The 20887-nt window shown below is 36.5% G+C and carries 18 protein-coding genes and 1 other RNA gene; 5 read left to right on the forward strand and 14 right to left on the reverse strand.

Going from position 1 to position 20887, the window contains the following annotated elements; genetic code table 11:
* Positions 1-99: 99 nt before the first annotated feature.
* The 13 genes from ybeY to ACFILL_RS05090 all read right to left on the reverse strand — a co-directional run bounded on the left by ybeY (position 100) and on the right by ACFILL_RS05090 (position 13540).
* Positions 100-567 carry an rRNA maturation RNase YbeY gene (gene ybeY, locus ACFILL_RS05030; RefSeq protein WP_375637600.1) on the reverse strand — a complete coding sequence of 156 codons (468 nt, stop codon included), beginning with the start codon at positions 565-567 and terminating at the stop codon, positions 100-102.
* Positions 564-1688, reverse strand: coding sequence for a PhoH family protein (locus tag ACFILL_RS05035; RefSeq protein ID WP_375637610.1), 1125 nt, complete (start codon positions 1686-1688; stop codon positions 564-566). The genes ybeY and ACFILL_RS05035 overlap by 4 nt, the downstream gene beginning before the upstream one ends.
* Positions 1689-1847: 159 nt before the next feature.
* Entirely contained in the window at positions 1848-3224 is a 1377-nt protein-coding gene (miaB, locus tag ACFILL_RS05040; RefSeq protein WP_375631070.1) for a tRNA (N6-isopentenyl adenosine(37)-C2)-methylthiotransferase MiaB, read from the reverse strand.
* Between the two features lie 31 nt (positions 3225-3255).
* Positions 3256-3747, reverse strand: coding sequence for a ribosomal protein S18-alanine N-acetyltransferase (gene rimI, locus ACFILL_RS05045; RefSeq protein ID WP_273790580.1), 492 nt, complete (start codon positions 3745-3747; stop codon positions 3256-3258).
* Complete coding sequence (tsaB, locus tag ACFILL_RS05050) at positions 3747-4433, reverse strand: tRNA (adenosine(37)-N6)-threonylcarbamoyltransferase complex dimerization subunit type 1 TsaB (RefSeq protein ID WP_375631069.1); 687 nt, start codon at positions 4431-4433, stop codon at positions 3747-3749. The genes rimI and tsaB overlap by 1 nt, the downstream gene beginning before the upstream one ends.
* A gap of 713 nt (positions 4434-5146) precedes the next feature.
* Complete coding sequence (locus ACFILL_RS05055) at positions 5147-6175, reverse strand: YeiH family protein (RefSeq protein WP_273790578.1); 1029 nt, start codon at positions 6173-6175, stop codon at positions 5147-5149.
* Between the two features lie 49 nt (positions 6176-6224).
* On the reverse strand, positions 6225-6830 hold the full coding sequence (recR, locus tag ACFILL_RS05060; RefSeq protein ID WP_273790577.1) for a recombination mediator RecR: 606 nt from the start codon (positions 6828-6830) through the stop codon (positions 6225-6227).
* 30 nt (positions 6831-6860) lie between these two features.
* Complete coding sequence (locus tag ACFILL_RS05065; RefSeq protein WP_375643396.1) at positions 6861-7184, reverse strand: YbaB/EbfC family nucleoid-associated protein; 324 nt, start codon at positions 7182-7184, stop codon at positions 6861-6863.
* A gap of 14 nt (positions 7185-7198) precedes the next feature.
* A complete protein-coding gene (locus ACFILL_RS05070; RefSeq protein WP_375643397.1) occupies positions 7199-9139 on the reverse strand; it encodes a DNA polymerase III subunit gamma/tau in 1941 nt (646 codons plus the stop codon).
* A gap of 223 nt (positions 9140-9362) precedes the next feature.
* An RNA gene (ffs, locus tag ACFILL_RS05075) (signal recognition particle sRNA small type) lies at positions 9363-9460 on the reverse strand.
* Between the two features lie 1543 nt (positions 9461-11003).
* Entirely contained in the window at positions 11004-11411 is a 408-nt protein-coding gene (locus tag ACFILL_RS05080) for a hypothetical protein (protein ID WP_375637603.1), read from the reverse strand.
* Positions 11412-11948: 537 nt separating this feature from the next.
* Positions 11949-12812: a prephenate dehydratase gene (locus tag ACFILL_RS05085; protein WP_273790573.1), complete on the reverse strand. Its 864-nt coding sequence runs from the start codon at positions 12810-12812 to the stop codon at positions 11949-11951.
* Entirely contained in the window at positions 12809-13540 is a 732-nt protein-coding gene (locus ACFILL_RS05090; RefSeq protein WP_375631064.1) for a 3-deoxy-manno-octulosonate cytidylyltransferase, read from the reverse strand. The genes ACFILL_RS05085 and ACFILL_RS05090 overlap by 4 nt, the downstream gene beginning before the upstream one ends.
* 104 nt (positions 13541-13644) lie before the next feature.
* Here ACFILL_RS05090 and ACFILL_RS05095 point away from each other — a divergent pair, with 104 nt between their 5' ends.
* The gene (locus ACFILL_RS05095) at positions 13645-14208 is read left to right on the forward strand and encodes a c-type cytochrome (RefSeq protein ID WP_375632302.1); all 564 of its coding nucleotides are present in this window, start codon (positions 13645-13647) and stop codon (positions 14206-14208) included.
* 823 nt (positions 14209-15031) lie between these two features.
* Here the strand turns inward: ACFILL_RS05095 and ACFILL_RS05100 are convergent.
* The gene (locus ACFILL_RS05100) at positions 15032-15826 is read right to left on the reverse strand and encodes a molybdopterin-synthase adenylyltransferase MoeB (RefSeq protein ID WP_375643398.1); all 795 of its coding nucleotides are present in this window, start codon (positions 15824-15826) and stop codon (positions 15032-15034) included.
* Between the two features lie 87 nt (positions 15827-15913).
* Here ACFILL_RS05100 and gshB point away from each other — a divergent pair, with 87 nt between their 5' ends.
* The 4 genes from gshB (at position 15914) to pstA (ending at position 20862) form a co-directional block, all read left to right on the forward strand.
* Positions 15914-16861: a glutathione synthase gene (gene gshB / locus ACFILL_RS05105; RefSeq protein ID WP_375643400.1), complete on the forward strand. Its 948-nt coding sequence runs from the start codon at positions 15914-15916 to the stop codon at positions 16859-16861.
* Between the two features lie 132 nt (positions 16862-16993).
* The gene (locus ACFILL_RS05110; protein WP_375631060.1) at positions 16994-18040 is read left to right on the forward strand and encodes a substrate-binding domain-containing protein; all 1047 of its coding nucleotides are present in this window, start codon (positions 16994-16996) and stop codon (positions 18038-18040) included.
* 75 nt (positions 18041-18115) lie between these two features.
* Positions 18116-19576, forward strand: a complete 1461-nt coding sequence (gene pstC / locus ACFILL_RS05115; protein ID WP_375637606.1) for a phosphate ABC transporter permease subunit PstC — start codon at positions 18116-18118, stop codon at positions 19574-19576.
* Positions 19573-20862, forward strand: a complete 1290-nt coding sequence (gene pstA, locus ACFILL_RS05120) for a phosphate ABC transporter permease PstA (protein WP_375643401.1) — start codon at positions 19573-19575, stop codon at positions 20860-20862. Before pstC ends, pstA begins: the two co-directional genes overlap by 4 nt.
* Positions 20863-20887 lie beyond the last annotated feature (25 nt).

Consider the following 20887-nt stretch of genomic DNA (forward strand, 5'->3'; position numbering starts at 1 on the left):
ATCTTTTAGACTTTCTTTTTATAACAGATAAATAAGAGGCTTTAAATGGTATGCTGGTAATATTGATTTTAAAAGTTAAATTTTATCATTGATAGACAATTATGCGTAAGGATCTTTTATGGAAAGCTTTTGAAGAATTTCTCTTTCGAGCTTTTCCATTTTATATGCTTCATCATCAGTTTCATGGTCATAACCAAGCAGATGTAAGATACCATGAACAATCATATGCGTTAAATGATCTTGAAATGTTTTTCCTTCTTTCTCTGCTTCGAAAACAACAGTTTCTCGGGCAATAATAATATCACCGAGCATGGGACCAGGTTGATTTCCAGCTTTAAGTGGAAAAGCAGGAAAGGATAATACATTAGTGGATTTGTTTTTGTTGCGCCATTGTGCATTGATTTGTGCCATATGTTCATCATCCGTAAAAAGCAGGCTAATCTCGCTTACAACATTTTCCAATGAAACATGATGCATAGTTGCCATTAATGCTTTTTCAGTGATATTATAAAGCATTTTCTCATCATTCCACCCTGCGCTTTTAATCATTATATCAATAATAATCATGACGAATCAAATTCATTTTTTAATGCATCGCATGCGAATGATTTTTTTTTATTTTGTATTTCGGAATCACGATCATAAGCACGAACGATAGCAGCAACAAGTGGGTGGCGTACAACATCTTTTTCATCAAAATGCACAATTGCAATATTTTCTACATTTGAAAGAATGCGAATTGCTTCAATGAGACCTGATTTTTGCCCTGTAGGCAAATCAATTTGGCTTACGTCACCGGTAACAATCATACGCGTTCCTTCTCCAAGACGTGTGAGGAACATCTTCATTTGCATGGGGGTAGTATTTTGTGCCTCATCAAGAATAACAGCAGCATGGGCAAGTGTTCGTCCGCGCATAAAGGCGAGAGGAGCAATTTCTATGACACCAGAAGCTAAAATGCGTTCTATTTTTTCAGCGGGCATCATATCATAAAGAGCATCATAAAGTGGTCGTAAATATGGGTCGACTTTTTCTTTGAGATCACCGGGAAGAAAACCAAGATGTTCTCCAGCTTCAACAGCTGGACGTGAGAGAATAATTCGCTCAATGATACCACGTTCTAGAAGCATTGCAGCATGAGCAACAGCAAGATACGTTTTTCCTGTTCCTGCTGGTCCTACACCAAACACAAGTTCAGTATGCTCCATAGCGCTTATGTAAGCGTCTTGTGTTGGAGTTCTTGCATGAATTATTTTTTTATGGGTACTCAACCGTGCTGGTATACGTTTCGTTGCAGATTTGTGTGTTATTGTGTCTTCTTTCTGCTTCTTTGGTATATTTACCATAGCAATCGCTCCTTTTATATCTGATAAAGTGAGCTCTTGATGTGTTTTGGCACGTTCATAAAGCTGCTGCAATACATATTGCGCATGTTTTATAACAGAAATATTTCCACGGATTAAGACTTCATTACCACGCGGATGAATACTAAGTTCGAGTTTTTTTTCGATATAAGCGAGATTTTCGTCAAATTTACCAAAAACTGCTTTTGCATATTTATTATTTTCGAAAATCAAAACAACTTGGCTCACATCTGAAGCGCTTGTTTGTTTCAAGGTATCAGCCTTTTCAAGGGACATATTTACTTTTTCTTTAATACGCTTTATTTTTTCGGTTGAAGCTTTCAGCCTATTCTCCATATCTACATAAACATTGCACATTTTGTTAAGTAAACTTTATAAAAGACAATTTTTACAAAAAGTGCACGCTTTAGATGTAATCATTTTCTTTTAAAATAAAAGAGTTTTCAAAAATATTTATTTTTGAACAAGGTGTTAGAGGCATGTTTATCTATTTGTCACTTCACCAACAAAACTGTTTGAGCTTGCATTTTTAATATGAATTTCTATCACGCTACCTGTAGAGGCTTCTGTATCGACAACAACAGGTAAAAGCCAAGGGGAACGCCCTACCATTTGCCCTGAGTGACGTCCAGGTTTTTCGATGAGAACGTTCGTTTTCTGATCAATTTTAGAACGCAAAAACGCATTTTGTTGCTCAAGAAGAAGGGCTTGTAAATGTTGAAGTCGGGAATCTTTTACAGATTCATCAACATGATTTTTCATTGTGGCTCCCACTGTTCCAGGACGGGGGGAATATTTAAAAGAATAAGCTGAACTGTACTGTACTTGTTGAATAAGTTTAATGGTTTCTTCAAAGTCTTCATCTGTTTCTCCTGGAAACCCTACAATAAAATCGCCTGAAAAGGCAATATCTGGCCGTGCGTTTCGAATTTTTTCGATAAGATGAAGATAATGAGAGCTTTTGTGTTGTCTGTTCATGGCTTTTAAGATGCGATCTGAACCTGATTGAACAGGAAGATGGAGGTAAGGCATTAACATATCAAGATCTCGATGCGCGGCAATAAGGCTATCATCCATATCACGTGGGTGGCTGGTTGTGTAACGCAAACGCTTTAAACCATTGAGTTTTGCAAGATGATAAAGAAGATCGCCAAGACGCCAAGTTTTGCCATCAGCACTTTGTCCATGCCAACCATTGACATTTTGTCCAAGCAGCGTAATTTCTTTGACACCCGCTTCGATGAGTTGGCGGGCTTCCTCGGTAATTTGCTCGACAGACCGTGATATTTCAGCACCGCGTGTGTAAGGAACAACACAAAAAGTGCAAAATTTATCGCAACCTTCCTGTACTGTTAAAAATGCGCTAACACCTCGTTTTCTTACCGCATGTTTATTATGGGGCGGCAAATGAGCAAATTTATCTTCAACAGCATAGTCTGTTTCGATAATTTTTTTTCCTTGTTTTGCTTTTTCTAACAATTCTGGCAAGCGATGATACATTTGCGGACCAATAACAAGATCCACTGTTGGAGCACGGCGCAAGATTTCACTTCCCTCAGCTTGTGCAACACAACCTGTTACACCAACCATCAGGGGTTTATCAGGTGTGCGCTCTTGACGCATAACGCGCAAACGACCAAGATCAGAATAAAGTTTTTCTGCTGCTTTTTCACGAATATGACAGGTATTAACAAGAATAAGATCGGCATCATTGGGAATTTGTGTTGTCACATAGCCTTGCGAACTGAGGCTATCAGTCATCCGTTGGCTATCATAAACATTCATTTGACATCCATAGGTTTTGATAAAAACCTTTTTAGGAGCAACAGGAGGCGTATTTTTAGGATTTACTTTATTCATAGCGCATGTGTAAATGTTTTTTACACAAATCTCAATCTATTTGCTTAAAAGTTTTTTGCATGATAATTGCATCACCACGACCATTTTTTGACGCGTAGTAGGCAAGACGTTCAGAAATTTTTTGAAATTCAAAGCGTTGATAAAGGTTCAAAGCAGAAAGATTTGTGGCTTCTACTTCCAAGAATAATTTTATAGCGCCCTTGTCGTGAAGATGGTGAACTGTACGATCGATAAGAAAGGTACCAATTCCTTGTTGACGATAATGAGGATGAACAGCAATTGTGATGATTTCTGCTTCATCAAGGATGAGACGGCATAGGCAAAAGCCTAAAATTTGATCAGAGCGATCAATGAGAAAAACTTTGTATCCGAAGATAGAGTGATCTGTTAAGAAATTATCAAAAGCTTGTTTTTCCCAAGAAGGGGTAAAACAATGTTGATGAATTTGATGAAGAGAAGCACTATCATTAACTTGTAGCGGAGCAATTCCAAAAATCTTTTTTGTCAATGAAAATTTGGGCATTATTTTTTTTGTGGCAAAGCAAAATTGGTTTGTTGTTTTGCATCAGCGCTGCGTAGATAGAGTGGGCGAGGCGAATTTTTTGATTGTTTGTTTGCAGCAAGATAAGCATAGTTTACAATATCGGCCGCTTCGCAGGGGATTTTTTCTAGGACAATTTTTTCGTGTATTTTATGGTTTTTAATATGTTCCATAACGACATCAGCAGCTGGGCCAGTCAGTCGGGTTTTTTTTGGCAAATCTTCGAGGATATTTTCAATTGTTTTTAATCCCGGCTCTCCCAAAGGTGTGAGATCATTATGAAAATTTTGATGGTAGAACATTCCTCTCCCTGCTTCAATGACAACAGTAATTGCCGATACTGTACTTTTACTGTTTATGACTTGTGCTGCTAACGCTTCAAGAGCACTCACTCCAACAGCTGGTATTTCAAGTGCTAATGCCAAAGCGCGTGCTGTTGCAACACCGACACGTACACCAGTAAATGATCCAGGTCCAATATTGACAGCAATACGCTCAACTTGATCAAGCGTCATATTGGCTTGTTTCATTATTTGTGTAATCTGCCCAATAATTTTTTCGGCATGTCCTTTGTTCATGCGTTCATTGATACGCGCAATAACAGATTTATGACGAATAAGCGCAACAGCACAATAAATTGAAGCAGTATCTATAGCAAGGATAAGCATAAAAATATTTTAGTTGAATAAAACGATAAATAAAAGTCCTGCTGTATTTTTAATCTTTTCATTATCGTATATTTCATTTGTAAGAAAGTTACTAGTGCCAATAAGCAACAATATCTTTTTATGAGATAGAACGAGATGTTAATTTAATCCTTATTATTTCACTTTTTGAATGAGTACCTTGAGTATTGTAAGATTCTCTTATTTTAAATTTACTTATGGTGAAACAATTAAATTTATTAGCTTGTATATTACAAGCGGAGTTAGCGTATGAATCAAAACTCCTTTCACGAATCATTTAAATGTAAGGGTTGTCACAACTTTTAAGCTATCAAATAGTACGTTGATGCCACTTGTATTACATAGTAAGTAAAAGTAATTTAAAAGAGGAAAAGTCATGACCTCACATTTTTTCCAAATAAGAATATATTTTATCAGTCTTTGTATAAAAACCTCAGCGTAATGAGAGCAGATGAAAGAAATGGTATTGTTTTGTATGAGTTACGTATTTTGATACTACCCCGTTGCAAACCATTATGGACTGAAAAGCAAAATTGACAGTTTTCACTTAAATATCAGCTCTTTCAATTTTTTGTATAGAATAATGAGCAATATTTTAGAACTTTTTCTGGTTTATGAAAGAACTGATTTTAATAATAATGAGGACTTTGGGTTGATTGCATACTACGTTGAAAAAATAATAATCAATGCACATTTTAAAATGTTATATGATTTAAATCATTCAATTGTATCATAATAAGGCTACAAATACCGAGAATAATTATGGAGCAGGTTGAAGCCAAAATGACGCGCCATCCTGCTTTTTTTAGTGATCTGATATCAACACCTAATCCTAGTGCAGCCATTGAGATAACAGTAAACAACTGGGCAATAAATTTGATGGGATTGATAGCCTTTTCAGGGATAAGACCACTTGAGCGAACAAGCATCATGATAATAAAGCCAATGATAAACCATGGGACGAGGGTATGTAAACGCAAGCGTGTTTCTGCTGATCGGCGATAAATGATTGATAGAGTAAAAATAACAGGGCCTAACATGAGAACCCGTACTAATTTGACAATTGTTGCAATTTGAACACTTAGAAAAGAGATAGGTGCTGTTGCTGCTAAAACCTGTGGTACAGCATACACAACCATGCCAGCAAGCACACCATATTGGCTAAATGACAAATTCAGAGATGGATGTAAAAAGGGTAGAAATAAAATAATAAGAATTCCTAAAAGAGCAGTGAAGGCAATTGACGCGGCTACATCGTCATGTTTTGCTTTTATAACAGGTGCAACGGCGACAATAGCTGAATTGCCACAAATAGCATTCCCACAAGCGACCAGCATTGCCAAATGTGTAGAAAGCCCGAAAAGTCGGCCGATGGCAAAGCTCAGGATAATCGTTACGAATATCACGAATATGATACTAGCAAGCAAATTCCAGCCAGCTGAAAGGACTGCGTTAATGCTAATGCTTGCTCCTAGAAGAACGATAGCAATTTCGAGAAGTGTTTTTGCACAAAAGGTGATACCTTTTTGAAAATATGTTGGCAAAGAAAAACAACTACGGATAATTGATCCTAGAAGAATTGCCAAAACAAGGCTTTCAAGCCACGCTTCCGTGAAAAACTGTTTTTCTACAACTTCTAAGCCATAAGCTAAGGCTGATATGAGTAAACATACTAAAATACCAGGACCAAAGTCGTTTAAAAGTGAGAGATTTTTCTTGATCATTTTAATATTCCCCCGTCATTAAAGAGCTAAAGGTTAAGAAGAAAAAGTTTTAAAGATTTGTTCTTGCTTGTACAGCTGCTGCTAAAGTTCCATCATCAAGATAATCAAGCTCACCTCCTACAGGAACACCATGAGCAAGTCGCGTAATTTTAACTGGAAAATTAGAAAGCTGATCAGTGATATAGTGAGCAGTTGTTTGACCTTCGACAGTCGCATTGACAGCAAGAATAATCTCCGTAATAGGGTTTTGTACAACACGCTGTATTAAGGTGGCAATGTTGAGTTCGTCAGGACCTATTCCATCTAAGGGGGAGAGTCGTCCACCCAACACATGATAACGTGCGGCTAAAGTTTTTGCGCGCTCAAGGGCCCACAGATCAGCAATATCCTCAACAACGATGATTGTTGTATCATCGCGGCGCAAATCTGTACAAATTGAACAAGGATCAATGGTATCGACATTTCCACAAACAGAACAAATACCGACTTTTTCGATAGCTGCTTGTATAGCCGCTCCCAAAGGCTCCAGCAATGTCTCCTTTTTTTTGATAAGATGAAGCGCAGCACGACGCGCTGAACGTGGACCAAGACCTGGTAACCGTGATAAAATCTGAATGAGACGTTCAATCTCAGGTCCTGCAATGTATTTAGACATATTTTTGTCTCACGGGAAAAAACCGTTTCATTAAAATGGAAGCTTGAAACCTGATGGGAGTGGTAGCCCTGCCGTTATACTTTTGGTTTTTTCTTCTATTGCAACTTCGATTTTTGTTCTTGCTTCATTATAAGCTGCCATAATGAGATCTTCAAGAATTTCACCTTCCTCAGGTTTGAGTAATGAAGGATCAATTTGAATTGCTGTTATAATATTTTTGCCACTTAAAGTGATATTGACGAGACCACCCCCTGCAGTGCCCACAGCTTGCAGATTAGCTATTTCCTCCTGAATCTTCTGCATTTTTTCTTGCATTTCTTTGGCTTTTTTCATCATGCTCATCATTTCACGCATAGGAATAGGTATCCTTATTCATCATTGATATCATTTTTATTTTTAAAAATATCAGCATTTTTAAAGGTATTGGAGAGTAAATCAAGATCATTTTCTTCTTTATTGAGTCGAATATCGACAATTTTTGCTTCTGGGAAATGATTGAGGATTTTCGCAATATCAGGATCTGTTTCTGCATTAGAAAAAAGAGTCTTTTGAATCGCTATACTTTCCTCCTGTAAGGTTGGGCCACCTCCTTCATTAACAAAAGTTATTGTCCAGCGTTTTTCTGTCCATTGAGATATCTTTTTTTCTATATCATGAGCAAGAAATTGTGGGGTATTTTCAGAAAGTCTTAAGGTAATATGCCCAGCTTCAAAAGAAACAGGATGAACAAATTCTTTAATAAGGAGTTTGAAAGGAGTGTCATTATGCTGTTCGGCTAATTGAACAATATCGTGCAAAGAATTAATCACGAGAGTTTTAGGTTCAGTAATCTTTTCTGTTGTTTGCGTGACAGAATGCGATAAATTTACAATCTTTTCAGAAAGATCAGTAGATGGAGAAGTTTCTAGAATTTCTGTTACTTCTTGGGCGTTGATTTTGTCATGGTTTTGATTTTTAACTAAATTTTCCGGTTGTAAGGAATGATCTAATTGGTTTTTCAAAGAGCTTTTTAAATCTGATTGATCGGGTAATGTATTTGAAACGCTCGAGGAAGCATGGGCTCCGACCATTGTTTCTTTTGTTATATTATTTGCATTTGTAGATTCTTGATGAGAAGAGTTTTTAACCAGTGTGAGAGGCGTTTTTTCTTGCGTAAGCTTTTTTAAAGCCTCATCAAGAGTTGGTAAGTCAGCCGTGTGAGCAAGACGAATTAAAAGCATTTCAGCGGCTTGAAGAGGACGTGCAGTTTGATTAACTTCCTGTAAACCTTTGAGTAACATTTGCCAGTTTCGGGATAAAATAGGAACGGAAAGTTTTTTTGAAAAGTCTAAACTTCTTAAACGTTGTTCTTCAGTTAGAGAGAAATCTTCCACTATTTCTGGTGTAAAACGTAAACGTGTGACCAGATGATTAAAATCGGCTAGTTCTGTCAATATAGTAAGAGGATCAGCACCTGCTTCATATTGACTGCGTAATTCATGTAACGCATTGACAACATCGCCCTTCATAATAAATTCAAAAAGATCAATGATACGTGCTTGATCCGCTAATCCTAACATTGTACGCACCGCAATAGCATTAACATTGCCATTGCTATGGGCGATTGCTTGATCAAAAATGGATAATGCATCACGTGCTGATCCTTCTGCAGCACGGGCAATCATAGAGAGTGCTTGATCTTCTACTTCTACCTTTTCATATTTCGCAATTTGACGCAAATGTGCACTCAAAGCTTTTGATTCAATACGTCGCAAATCAAAACGTTGGCAACGCGAAAGAATTGTAATAGGAACTTTGCGAATTTCTGTTGTGGCAAAAATAAATTTCACATGGGACGGTGGTTCTTCAAGAGTTTTCAATAAACCATTAAAGGCTTGTGTTGAGAGCATATGTACTTCATCTATAATATAAACCTTATAGCGTGCAGAAACAGGACGATAGCGTATTTGTTCAATAATTTCACGAATATCATCAATGCCCGTATGAGAAGCGGCATCCATTTCTATAACATCAATATGGCGTCCTTCGATAATTTGTGTGCAATGTTCTCCAAGAGAGTCCAATACGGTTGTTGGTTGATCAATATCTTTTGTTTTATAATTAAGCGCACGTGCCAAAATACGTGCTGTTGTGGTTTTACCTACGCCACGAATCCCTGTTAACATCCACGCTTGTGCAATACGACCTTTTTCAAAGGCGTTGGTAAGAGTACGCACCATAGCTTCCTGACCAATGAGGTCAGAGAAGTTTTTTGGTCGATATTTACGAGCAAGAACACGATAGGCTGTTTCTACCGGTAAATTTTCCATGAGTATTTCCAACTTCGAAGTTCTTTATGCGTACATTTTGATAATACAAAAGCATAGATCAATACTGTAGTCTCATATAAAAGGATTTTTTCTTAATCAAATTATTTATGGGACAATTTGTTTAAAAATAACAAAACCCCTTTATTTGCTGCATACAAATGCTGCTCTGAAGATTAAAAATACCTCGCTAAAAGACAGCATAAAAAATAATTTCTTCAGCAAAATAGGAGGTTGGAACGATGACCCGTACCAGAACTCGTTGGGGCTGCTTCTTTCCAGACCTGACCCAGTTGGCGAGTAGTTCGTCCACCACCAACCTCCCAAGCTCATATTGTCGATTTGGAATGAAAAATCAAGATCAGAAACGAAAAATATCCTAAGAACGACGAAGAATTTTCCTTTGCGTTTAATTTATTGACATATAAACAACAAAGAGATTGTGGATTTACCAGTTTTTATAGCAGTAGCTCTTCATATTTATTTGGTATGAAAATATTTTTTCGCTTAAGATAGTCTGAATGTATAATTATTCTCATTCGCTGAAACATGTAAGAGTTTTAGGATAGATACATCTGTTCTAAAACTACGAAATTGAATCATCAAAAATTTACAACAGTCAAAGAAGCAAATAAAGCAGATAGATCATGTAATTGGCTAACATTCGAAAGTCAGGGGGGAAGAGTGCTATTTAAAGAATTATAAAATATTGCTTTATACATTTAATGTTATACATTCACAGGCTTTTGAAAGAGCGATTGCTCAATACTCTTAACTATATTTCAAACGCCACTCATAATAGTATACATGCTTCCCTTGAGTTATAAATCTATAGTTGCGCTACCCTCTTTATGCTTAATACAAAGTATAAATTTTAGCCCTCATGCTATTTAACAACTCCCAATGTTGCGATCCCTTGTACTTGAGAGGCTTTATAAGAAGCATTTTTATTCCTTTTTTTAATCGTTTTTACTCACACACCAATCCCATTTGTAACTTTCGAGGAAACGATTTTAATGGATTCAATAAGAGATTTAAGATGGGAGGATCTTACTTTATTCGTGGTTTTAATTCAGTGTAAGAAAATCAAAGTCTTATAATGATAAGCCAGTATCTTATAAGAGTACCATCTCATTTCTATAGTGAATGAGAATATAAAATATATAATATTTTTTCTTTTAACATAATATAAATATATAAATACTGAATAGATGTTATCGCTCTTTTTTTGCGTGCTTGTTCTTTTAATTAAAAAACATTGATGTTCATCACAAGGTGGGTCAATATATGAAGTTTCATTATTTGAGAAAAGATTTCATATATTTTTAAAGGGGCTGTACTCATACAAGAGGAGATGCAACATTCAACGCTATAGAAATAAGGGGATACTGATTTTATAAGCATAAAAATGGTTCTTATTCGATATAAGCGACATTTTATAGTTTCAAATAATATATTCTTTAATAAGGAGGGAAAAGCGAGATAATTTTTATAAAAAGCTGAATGAGTATGACTTAAAGTGCAGTGAGGAATGCACCTGTAGAGCAAATTTTACTTTTCCGTTTATCTAAGTGATTTGGGTACGATGTGCTTTATATCACTTAAAATGAAGCAGTTGCGAAGAGAGAAGCATATTCTTATTAAAAAAATAGCTCTGATAGTAGAAAATACAGAACAATTTAAATTTAGTCTTTTAGTTTTCGCAAAAGTTCCTTAATATCTAACCTTATGAGCAACTTAAGGTTTGCCATATTAGGATAAAAACACCTCTTCAGCGATAAGTTTTAATGGCTCATTATGCTGTATTTTGAAAAAAATAACTGAAAAAAAATAAATCTACTAAAATTTAGATGTTATAGAAATATTGTTAATCATAATCTCCTGTGTCACAATTTGTTCCAACAACTTTTTTCTTCGTAATATTTTTAAAAATATAATGTCCTGACGAAGGAAAACTTATATGAAGAGATTTTATATTTTTTAGGATAAAGATCTTCTTTTCTTTATCATGGGTTATTTTCTTTTCATCATCAACAGCAATTCTCAATTTGTTTAAATCAGAAGGGGTAGAGTACGATAAAGTAAAGGATACTTTCTTTGGTTCAAAGATACTACAAGAGTATTCAGCTCCTTGATGGATTGTATCGGATGGTATGATCACAACACTTTCATCCAGCCCAAAATTCCATTTTTTCTCACCAAAGCCAGCAAACGCACCACTAGAGTGGGCGAGAATATTTGCGGCTAATAATCCTTGCATGAAGATTTTTTTCATTATCTTCTCCTTTTTCTAAAGTGAGGTGAATCATAAATCAATTTTTATAAAGATAAAAGCTCAAACTTAACGCTAAAATCAGGGCTAAGTTGCATTTTCTAGTTTTAAACCATGTTCAGACTGATATCAGTCTAAGAAATTTGAATGCTCTATCATGTATAATAATTTGAATTGTTTTGAGAGCTAATTTAGAAGTTCGTTATCTTTATTGGAATATTGTCAGAGGAAATGACTTTTCTCAAGAAGCTCTCTTTGAAGATATAAAGGGAAATAGATGGTACAAGCGTTTTTATTTGTAGTTACTGTGTTTTTTTACACTGGTTTTTATACAAGTTGAAGTGCTTTTTATCATGATATAATTTGTGAAAAAATATTATGGAAATAATTTATATATTCTTTTATGAGCCGTTTTTTCTTCTTCAGTGTTTATGAAGGGTGTTGAGTAGAAAAAAACGAGCTCTTTCAAGATACGTTGCATTATGAAATTTTTACGATGCTCTTTGATATCAGCAAAGAATGATAGCAGCCTAATTGCTTTTATATATACGATGTTCGATCGTTTTGTGCTGGATAAGTACCGATAATACGCAGTTCTGCAGAAAAGAAAGATAATTCTTCTAAGGCAAGTTTCATCATCGGGTCTTCAGGATGCCCTTCAATATCAACAAAGAATTGTGTTGCATTGAAATTTCCACCAATTTGATAGCTTTCTAATTTTGTCATATTAATACCATTCGTTGCAAATCCTCCCATAGCTTTATAGAGAGCAGCGGGGACATTGCGCACTCGAAAAAGAAGACTGGTGATGATTTTTTCGCCATTTTGAGGTTTGGGGACATGTCGTTTGGAGCGTGAAAGGATGACAAAACGGGTAATATTATGAGGGTTATCTTCAACATCTCTTTCAAGAATATCAAGTCCATAGAGTTCTGCTGCGATTAAAGGTGCTAAGGCAGCCTGTGAACGTTTAGCATTTTTTTTAATAAATTTTGCAGCTCCAGCGGTGTCAGCAGAAACAACAGGTTTCCAACCGTTGTTTCGTATGATTTTTCGGCATTGTGCAAGGGCATGCGTATGGCTGTGGACGGTTTTAATTTCGTCATGTGTAACGCCGGGTAAAACCATGAGTTGAAAATGGATAGGTAAAAAATATTCATCAATAATATAAAGAGATGACTGCGGTAAAAGATGATGAATGTCTGCAACGCGTCCCGCAAGGGTATTTTCAATAGGGATCATAGCAAGATCAGCTTTCCCGCTTTCCACTAAATTAAGGGCGTCTTCGAAAGTAGCAGAGGGAACAGCATCCATATTGGGGAACATATTGGAGCAAGCAATATGGGAATTAGCGCCGTATTCTCCTTGGAAAGAAATTTTATTGGTTTTTTTAAGTATTTTCATGCTAAAATCTCACAAACTCTATCGAGATCATGTTGTGTGTCTACACCTAAGGGAATTGTATCGACTATTTCCACATCAATACGCATGTTGTTTTCTAATGCACGTAATTGTTCAAGTTTTTCACGTTTCTCAAGTGGTGAGGGTTTGAATGATACAAATTTCTCAAGTGCTTCGCGCCTATAGGCGTATATTCCAATATGGTGATAAAGAGGACCGTCTCCATAGGGTGCTGTGGCGCGCGTAAAATAAAGAGCACGAAGACGATTTTGAGAAAGCGGTGTACCAATGATTTTGACAACATTGGGATCTCTTGTTTCATTTTCTTCAATGATTTGGGCGCCCAAGGTTGCAATGTCAGTAAAGCTATTTTCTAAAGGGCGTAGCGCACGAATGATTTCACGAGGCATTATTGTTGGTAAGTCACCTTGTATATTTAAAATGGCATTGTAACGTTGTTCCGGATCAATGCGCATTAAAGCTTCATAAATACGATCAGATCCAGACTTATGATCACCTCGTGTTATGATATATTCATGTCCATAATCTGCAACAGCTTTAGCGATATCATTATGATCTGTTGCAACGATTGTACGTCCTATTGCAGCTTTTTTAGCTTGTTCTGCGACATGAACAATCATCGGTTTTCCGCCAATTTTAGCGAGAGCTTTTTGAGGAAGACGGGTTGAGCCTATACGGGCAGGAATAAGAATAATTGGTTCAAGAGCCATTGTAAGATTCCAAATGTCATCTGTGATGCATTTATGATGTTGTGTGTTATAAAGAAAAAGCTTAAACTAAAAATGGTAATGAAACCGTGAACATTTGAGTTTTTATGAATCGCCGGAGATTTATTTATTTTATTTGTGCTTGTTTATGTGTGCTGGTCGCTGTTGTGGGGATTTCCACACTCAGCAATATAATTTACGATCATCCTACATCAGTCCAATATCATCATACAGTTGCCAAGAATGATATATTTCAAGAAAAACAAAAAGCACCTGATGTTTCCCTATCACTAAATAGCCGCCTTCAACAAGGCAATTTTGAAAATGGCCGTAAAGTTTTTCGCCAATGTGCCATATGCCACACATCTGGACGCAATGAAGCAGGGCGTGTTGGTCCAGTCCTCTGGGAGATTGTTAACCGCCCTTTGGCATCAGCAGCAGGTTTTGCTTATTCACGGGCATTACGTGCTCATTCTGATCAAAAATGGGATTTTGTAACGTTAGATCGTTATTTACATTCTCCACGTGAAGCTTTTCCTGGGACCATTATGTCTTTTCGTGGAATTAAAAATGACCAAGATCGTGCCGATCTTTTGCTTTATTTACGCAGTTTATCCGATCATCCTGTTCCTTTACCAATGGATAATAATAAAGCGAACGAGCCAAATTAACTTATACCATAGATGTTAATTTTAGAAAGAAGTCTGACTTTTTGTAATTTTAGTTTCAAGGTTTTATAAAAAGAGCTCTTTTATAAAAATGCACTCTTTACGCTGTCATCTGCAGATTGGTTTTCAAGATTTGTTTGCTTCACTTTTTCTACATATACTTGTCTGTGAAATTATTGCTGAAGGATTATCAATTCATGAGCCGCAACTTTCTGCTTCTGAATGCGATAATTATGTAATTAAAGCTCTCCATGAGGTTTATCTTAATCCTTCTATGCACATCAATCCCCATGTACTTTTACATCAATTTCCATGTATCAGAGACAATTGATTGTTCTTATACGTGCAATGATCCTAAGCTGCATTTTATGATGCTTGATGAATAGACGTTTTCTCTTGAGGTTAGAGGTGTAGGTACAGATCATTGACCTTCTATAGTATCAATCACTAAAATATGACTTAGATTATTTATTTATAGGTTATGGTTTGAAGTAAGCACTTTCATGTGAAACAATTTTCATATGTGAATAGTAAAATAGTTGAATAGAGTTCTGCTGATTGTATTTTTATCTACGTTGAAAATTTTTTTACACAAGAATACTGATGGCAGCTAAGTTTGCACGAGTCTCTGTCCATTTATAAACAATGACATGAAATTATACTGATAATCCATTATAGAGAATTATTTTTTCACAAAAGGTTTTCCATATTTGTGATAAATTTAATAGGTTTCATTGGTTACAATGTTTCGATGACTTGAGATAAAATATTAGTATTTTAATACATATTGCGAGAGTGCTAAAAATTAGTGGAAGAGAGGACATAATCATAATTCTCCAAGCTTCTTAATAACTATGGCATTTTCTTTATAATTTGAGCGTTTATAAGTAATAATATTAAATTGCGCTAATAATCCATTATAGAGAAGAATCTTTCCTACTAATGGCTCTCCGATGTTTGTGATCATTTTAATAACTTCCATTGCTTGTAGGGTCCCAATAACGCCAGGTAAAACACCGATTATTCCAGTTTCAGCGCATGTTGGGATAGTCCCGTGAGCTGGAGGGGTGGGAAATAAATCGCGATAGTGAGGATTATTGTCTTTATACGGCATAAGGACGGTTAATGAGCCATTAAAACGTTCTACAGCACCACTTATTAAGGGTTTTTTGCATTGGGCAGCGTGATCAGCAAGAAGATAGCGCGTCGTAAAATTATCGCTTCCATCAACAATGATGTGGTAAGCATTAAGCAGTTTATCCACATTACTTTTATCTAAGCGTAGGGTGTGTTTTTCAACTACAACATGGGGATTTATTGCTTTTATAGTGGCTTCAGCACTGTCTGTTTTGCTTTTGTTTATTGCATTTGTTTTATGAATAACTTGGCGTTGTAAATTGGAAAGTGAAACGATGTCGTTATCGACAATTCCAAGGGTTCCTACACCTACGGCAGCCAAATAGGTTAAGACAGGAGCACCAAGACCACCAGCACCCACAACAAGAACACGTGCTTTTTTTAGCTTTTGTTGTCCTACACCACCAATCTCAGGCAAAATGATGTGGCGTGCATAGCGTTCGATTTCTTTGTTGTTTAATTTTGTATCTGTTTCTTTTGTCATAAATTTTCTCTTGTCATAGTTCTTTTATTGTTTACTAAGTTTATGATGCTTAGACCAGTCTGCTTTTAGGATAGGGAGGATTTATTTATGAAAATTGCCATTCAGATGGATCATATTTCAACAGTTCGGATTCAAGGAGATACGACATTTGCACTCGCTTTAGCAGCACAAGAACGTGGACACTCTCTCTTCCATTATACACCAGATCGTTTATCTCTGTATGATGGTTGTGTGATTGCACGACTAGAGCCATTGATTGTACATGATAAAGAGGGAAGCCACTATAAATTAGAAAAGCCTGTTCGCACGGAATTAACAGATATGGATGTGGTTCTTTTACGCCAAGATCCACCTTTTGATCTCAATTATATCACAACGACTCATTTGTTAGAACGTATTCATCCTAAAACACTCGTTGTGAATGATCCGGCATGGGTACGCAACAGTCCAGAAAAAATTTTTGTGACTGAATTTTCTGATCTGATGCCAGAAACATTAATTACCAAAGATATTGAAGAAATAACAGCTTTTAGAGAGACATTTGGCGATATTATTGTTAAACCACTTTATGGAAATGGGGGCGCTGGTATTTTTTATTTAAAACAAGATGATCGCAATTTAGCATCATTGTTGGAAATGTTTTCAGAAATTTATCACGAACCTTTTATTGTTCAGCGCTATTTAGAGGCAGTACGAAAAGGAGATAAAAGGATTATTTTGCTTGATGGTACACCTGTTGGAGCTATTAATCGAATTCCGACAGAAACAGATGTGCGCTCTAATATGCATGTTGGAGGCCGCGCGGAAAATGTTGAGTTAACAAAACGTGATTATGAGATTTGTGAACGCATTGGTCCAGCTTTAAAGGAACGAGGTCTTCTTTTTGTGGGGATTGATGTGATTGGAGATTATATAACAGAAATTAATGTGACGTCTCCTACGGGAATTCGTGAAATTAAACGCTTCTGCGGTACAGATGTTGCTCATTTGTTTTGGGATGTTATTGAGTTCAAGCGTTCAAATGAATTTATTTGACAGAGGACAAAAACATGGTTTTAAAAAATGATCCATGTTGTTTTTTATATTTGTTATGTTGCAAATGTGAACTAGAATGACCGTATGATATAAATTAAGAGGCTTTATCCTCAATTTTTAGGGAGCTTATAGATGAACAGAGTATTATCAATTGGAGTGGGATTGTTTTTTGCGCTACTGCTGTCAGCAAATGGAGGCAATGCGCGCGATCAAATACAGATTACTGGTTCATCTACAGTTTTACCTTATCAAAAGATTGTTGCTGAAACATTTGGAGAAATTTATCCTCATTTTAAGGTTCCTGTTATCGAATCGGGTGGAACAGGAGCTGGTATTAAGGAATTCTGCCGTGGTATTGGGGAGAACACTGTTGATATTGTTAATGCTTCGCGAGCAATGAAACCGAGTGAATTACAGTCTTGTTTTGATGCTGGTGTAAAAGATGTTGAGGAAATACGTATTGGGTATGATGGCATTGTTTTTGCAACTGATATTAAGGGACCTGATTGGAAATTACAGCCAGTAGATGTTTATAAAGCCCTTGCTGCTCGAATTATTATAGACGGAAAGTTGCAACCGAATAATGTTTTGAAATGGAGTGCAGTCAATAGTGCTCTTCCTGATTGGACGATAGCAGCGTATATTCCTGGGGAGAAGCATGGGACACGTGAAGTTTTTGAGGAAAAATTACTTACTAAGGGGTGTAAAGAGAGTGGGGCAGTTGAAGTGATGAAGTCTTTAGGAATGGATGATAAGGAGATACACACTGCTTGTATTGCGGTACGTAAGGATGGAAAAGCGGTTGATATTGATGGTGATTATTCTGAAACATTTGCGCGTCTAACTTCTAATAAAACAGGGGTTGGTATTTTTGGTTTGTCTTTTTATCAAAATAATGCTGATAAACTAAAAGTTGCCGATATTAACGGTTTTGCGCCAACAGTTGAGACGATTTCTAGTGGACAATATCCGGTTTCTCGTCCGCTTTTTTTCTATATTAAGAAAGCACATTTAGGTATTATTTCAGGTTTGCGAGAGTATGTTGACTTTTTTCTTTCTGATCAAATGATTGGTCCAGAGGGTCCTTTGGCTGAATATGGTTTGATTGTTTCTCCTGAAAAGGAGCGTCAAGCACAGCGTTCTGATTTTTCTGCTGGTCGAGTAATGACATTGAAATAACTTGCAGGGAAAATTTGTTGGATTTCTGGGATAGGGAATTTGGATGCTATTTTTTTATAAAAACTGAAAGATAAAATGCGCATTTCCTTTATTATTTTGTTATTATTGATTTTTGGATTTTGTGGTTTTTGTATTTCTTATATGCGAGCACGCATTCTTGAATACAGACAACATAAAATGCATTCTCGTGCGTATTATTATGGCTGGTGGACATTTTTGATTACTGTTATTCCAGCTTTTATTTTTTTAATTGTTTGGGATGCTGGGAGTACAATTTATTTAGAATATAATGCCTCTCGAGAGCTTGAGGCGTATAGTGCGCATGTAACAGAGCCTGTAAATCACGATCTACTTTGGGAGACACTTCGAAGTCTCGTCAAAAAGATTCATCGCTTTGAGGGGAATCTTTCTACCGCTTCCTATAAGGAAGTGCAGGCACAATTACTCGCGAAGGGATGGATTTTACCCGATGAAGCATCAGATGATGTGTTCAAAATAGCACAGTCGTGGGTATTTTCTTCTGAAAAGCTTAAATTTATAGGTTATGTTTTCCTTTTTGCTATTGCGTCCTTTGGTTTTATCTGTGGAATGATGCAAATTGCGCCTCATCAACGTGCGCGTAATAAGGTTGAATCTTTTATTATTATTGGATTGATTTGTGCATCTATTGTTGCAGTCTTGACAACAATAGCCATTGCGCTTTCTATGCTTTTTCAGACAGTAAGCTTTTTTCAGTCTGTATCCTTTTCAAATTTCTTTTTAGGAACAGTTTGGGATCCACGTTTTTCCGCGAGCGGTTCAGGCGATGAAGTAGGACAATTTGGTTTAATACCGCTTCTTGCTGGTACGCTTTATATTGCATTTGTTGCCATGCTTTTTGCTGTACCTATAGGACTATTTTCAGCTCTTTATATGGCTGAGTATGCTTCTGCGCGATTGCGAGCAATTGTAAAACCATTATTGGAAGTTCTTGCTGGCATCCCAACCATTGTTTATGGTTTTTTTGCTTTGAAGGTTGTAGGACCATTTTTACGTGATCTTTCTGTTTCTCTCTCAGGTGGGGTTGGTTTTATTATGGCACAAAGTGTTTTGACCGCTGGAGTTGTGATGGGAATTATGTTGATACCTTTTGTTTCCTCTTTATCGGATGATGTTATTACGGCTGTTCCACGCATTTTACGTGAAGGTTCTTATGGTTTAGGCGCAACACAATCTGAAACAATTAAAAAAGTTGTTATACCAGCAGCGCTTCCAGGGATTATGGGGGCTATATTGTTGACGGCATCGCGTGCAATTGGAGAAACAATGATTGTGGTTTTGGCGGCAGGTGTTGCAGCAAACTTAACACTCAATCCTTTCGAAGCAATGACTACGATGACTGTTAAGATTGTTAATCAATTGACCGGTGATTTTGAGTTTAATTCTCCACAAACTCTGGTGGCTTTTGCCTTAGGGATGACGCTTTTTGTTATGACACTTTTGATGAATATTCTGGCTCTTTATATTGTGCGTAAATATCGGGAACAATATGAATGAATGAAGATTTTTTTCCTCGTCGCAATATTAGTCTCAAGCGTCGATATTGGGCTGAACGTCGTTTTCGTGCCTATGGTTTGATTGCCATTTTTATTGGTTTGTTTTTTTTATTTGCGCTTTTATGGTCTATCATTAGTCAGGGTTATACAGCTTTTTTTCAAAGTGAAATGACATTGTCGATTTATTTGGATGAAAAGATCATCGATCCAAGTGGTCAACGTAAAACAAAACCACAAGTTCTCATGACGGCGAATTATCCACTTCTTGTACGCAATGCTTTAGCAAAGAAACTTAATATCAATCAAAATGATCGAGCCTCTCTTCGGGACGTTAACCGTATGTTTTCAAATGGTGTCCGCGTTCAACTACGTGAAATGGTGACAAAGAATCCAAAATTGATTGGCACAATGCAAAAAGTTAAAGTTTTGGCATCTGCGGATATTGATTCTGCTTATAAGGGACAGATTGATCTGCGTGTAGCAGAAAAAAACCGTAAAGTTTCTAATCGACAAGTGGAATGGATAAAACGTTTAGCGCATGATGGTACGCTTCATAAAACATTTAATATTGGTTTTTTTACATTTGGCGCTTCAAGTCGTCCTGAGACTGCGGGATTAGGTGTTGCGATTATTGGTTCTCTTTATATGATAGGCATCGTTTTATTAGTTTCACTTCCAATAGGCATAGCAACGGCTCTTTATTTGGAAGAATATGCACGCAAAAATAAATTTACAGATTTTATAGAGGTTAATATCAATAATCTTGCAGCTGTTCCTTCGATTGTGTTTGGTCTTTTAGGACTCTCTTTTTTTGTTAATTTTTTAGGATTACCACGTTCAGCCTCCTTTGTTGGTGGTCTTGTTTTAGCGCTCATGACTCTTCCCACGATCATTATTGCAACACGTTCTGCTCTGCGTGCTGTTCCTCTCTCTATTCGTGCAGCAGCTTTAGGACTGGGAGCATCAAAAACACAAATGATTTTTCATCATGTTGTTCCTTTAGCAGTGCCTGGCATTTTGACAGGCACAATTATTGGAATTGCTCAGGCTTTGGGTGAAACAGCTCCTTTGCTTTTGATTGGAATGGTTGCTTTTGTTGTTAATATTCCTACGACCCCCATGGATCCAGCAACGGCTTTGCCTGTTCAAATTTTTATGTGGGCGGGGGAAGCAGAGCGTGCTTTTGTTGAAAAGACATCAGGTGCTATTATTGTATTGATGATTTTTCTTGCGATCATGAATATTTCTGCGGTTTTTTTACGACGACGATTTGAACGCCGCCAGTAATTTTAATAAAATAACAACTTTGATA

The organism is Bartonella sp. AP20NXHL (assembly GCF_042196165.1).
Lineage (GTDB): Bacteria > Pseudomonadota > Alphaproteobacteria > Rhizobiales > Rhizobiaceae > Bartonella.

Coding starts and splice junctions, on each gene's coding strand:
- ybeY (WP_375637600.1), bottom strand. CDS start 567: ATGATTATTATTGATATAATGATTAAAAGCGCAGGGTGGAATGATGAG.
- miaB (WP_375631070.1), bottom strand. CDS start 3,224: ATGAATAAAGTAAATCCTAAAAATACGCCTCCTGTTGCTCCTAAAAAG.
- rimI (WP_273790580.1), bottom strand. CDS start 3,747: ATGCCCAAATTTTCATTGACAAAAAAGATTTTTGGAATTGCTCCGCTA.
- tsaB (WP_375631069.1), bottom strand. CDS start 4,433: ATGCTTATCCTTGCTATAGATACTGCTTCAATTTATTGTGCTGTTGCG.
- ACFILL_RS05055 (WP_273790578.1), bottom strand. CDS start 6,175: ATGATCAAGAAAAATCTCTCACTTTTAAACGACTTTGGTCCTGGTATT.
- recR (WP_273790577.1), bottom strand. CDS start 6,830: ATGTCTAAATACATTGCAGGACCTGAGATTGAACGTCTCATTCAGATT.
- ACFILL_RS05065 (WP_375643396.1), bottom strand. CDS start 7,184: ATGCGTGAAATGATGAGCATGATGAAAAAAGCCAAAGAAATGCAAGAA.
- ACFILL_RS05070 (WP_375643397.1), bottom strand. CDS start 9,139: ATGGAAAATTTACCGGTAGAAACAGCCTATCGTGTTCTTGCTCGTAAA.
- ACFILL_RS05080 (WP_375637603.1), bottom strand. CDS start 11,411: ATGAAAAAAATCTTCATGCAAGGATTATTAGCCGCAAATATTCTCGCC.
- ACFILL_RS05085 (WP_273790573.1), bottom strand. CDS start 12,812: ATGAAAATACTTAAAAAAACCAATAAAATTTCTTTCCAAGGAGAATAC.
- ACFILL_RS05090 (WP_375631064.1), bottom strand. CDS start 13,540: ATGGCTCTTGAACCAATTATTCTTATTCCTGCCCGTATAGGCTCAACC.
- ACFILL_RS05095 (WP_375632302.1), top strand. CDS start 13,645: ATGAATCGCCGGAGATTTATTTATTTTATTTGTGCTTGTTTATGTGTG.
- ACFILL_RS05100 (WP_375643398.1), bottom strand. CDS start 15,826: ATGACAAAAGAAACAGATACAAAATTAAACAACAAAGAAATCGAACGC.
- gshB (WP_375643400.1), top strand. CDS start 15,914: ATGAAAATTGCCATTCAGATGGATCATATTTCAACAGTTCGGATTCAA.
- ACFILL_RS05110 (WP_375631060.1), top strand. CDS start 16,994: ATGAACAGAGTATTATCAATTGGAGTGGGATTGTTTTTTGCGCTACTG.
- pstC (WP_375637606.1), top strand. CDS start 18,116: ATGCGCATTTCCTTTATTATTTTGTTATTATTGATTTTTGGATTTTGT.
- pstA (WP_375643401.1), top strand. CDS start 19,573: ATGAATGAAGATTTTTTTCCTCGTCGCAATATTAGTCTCAAGCGTCGA.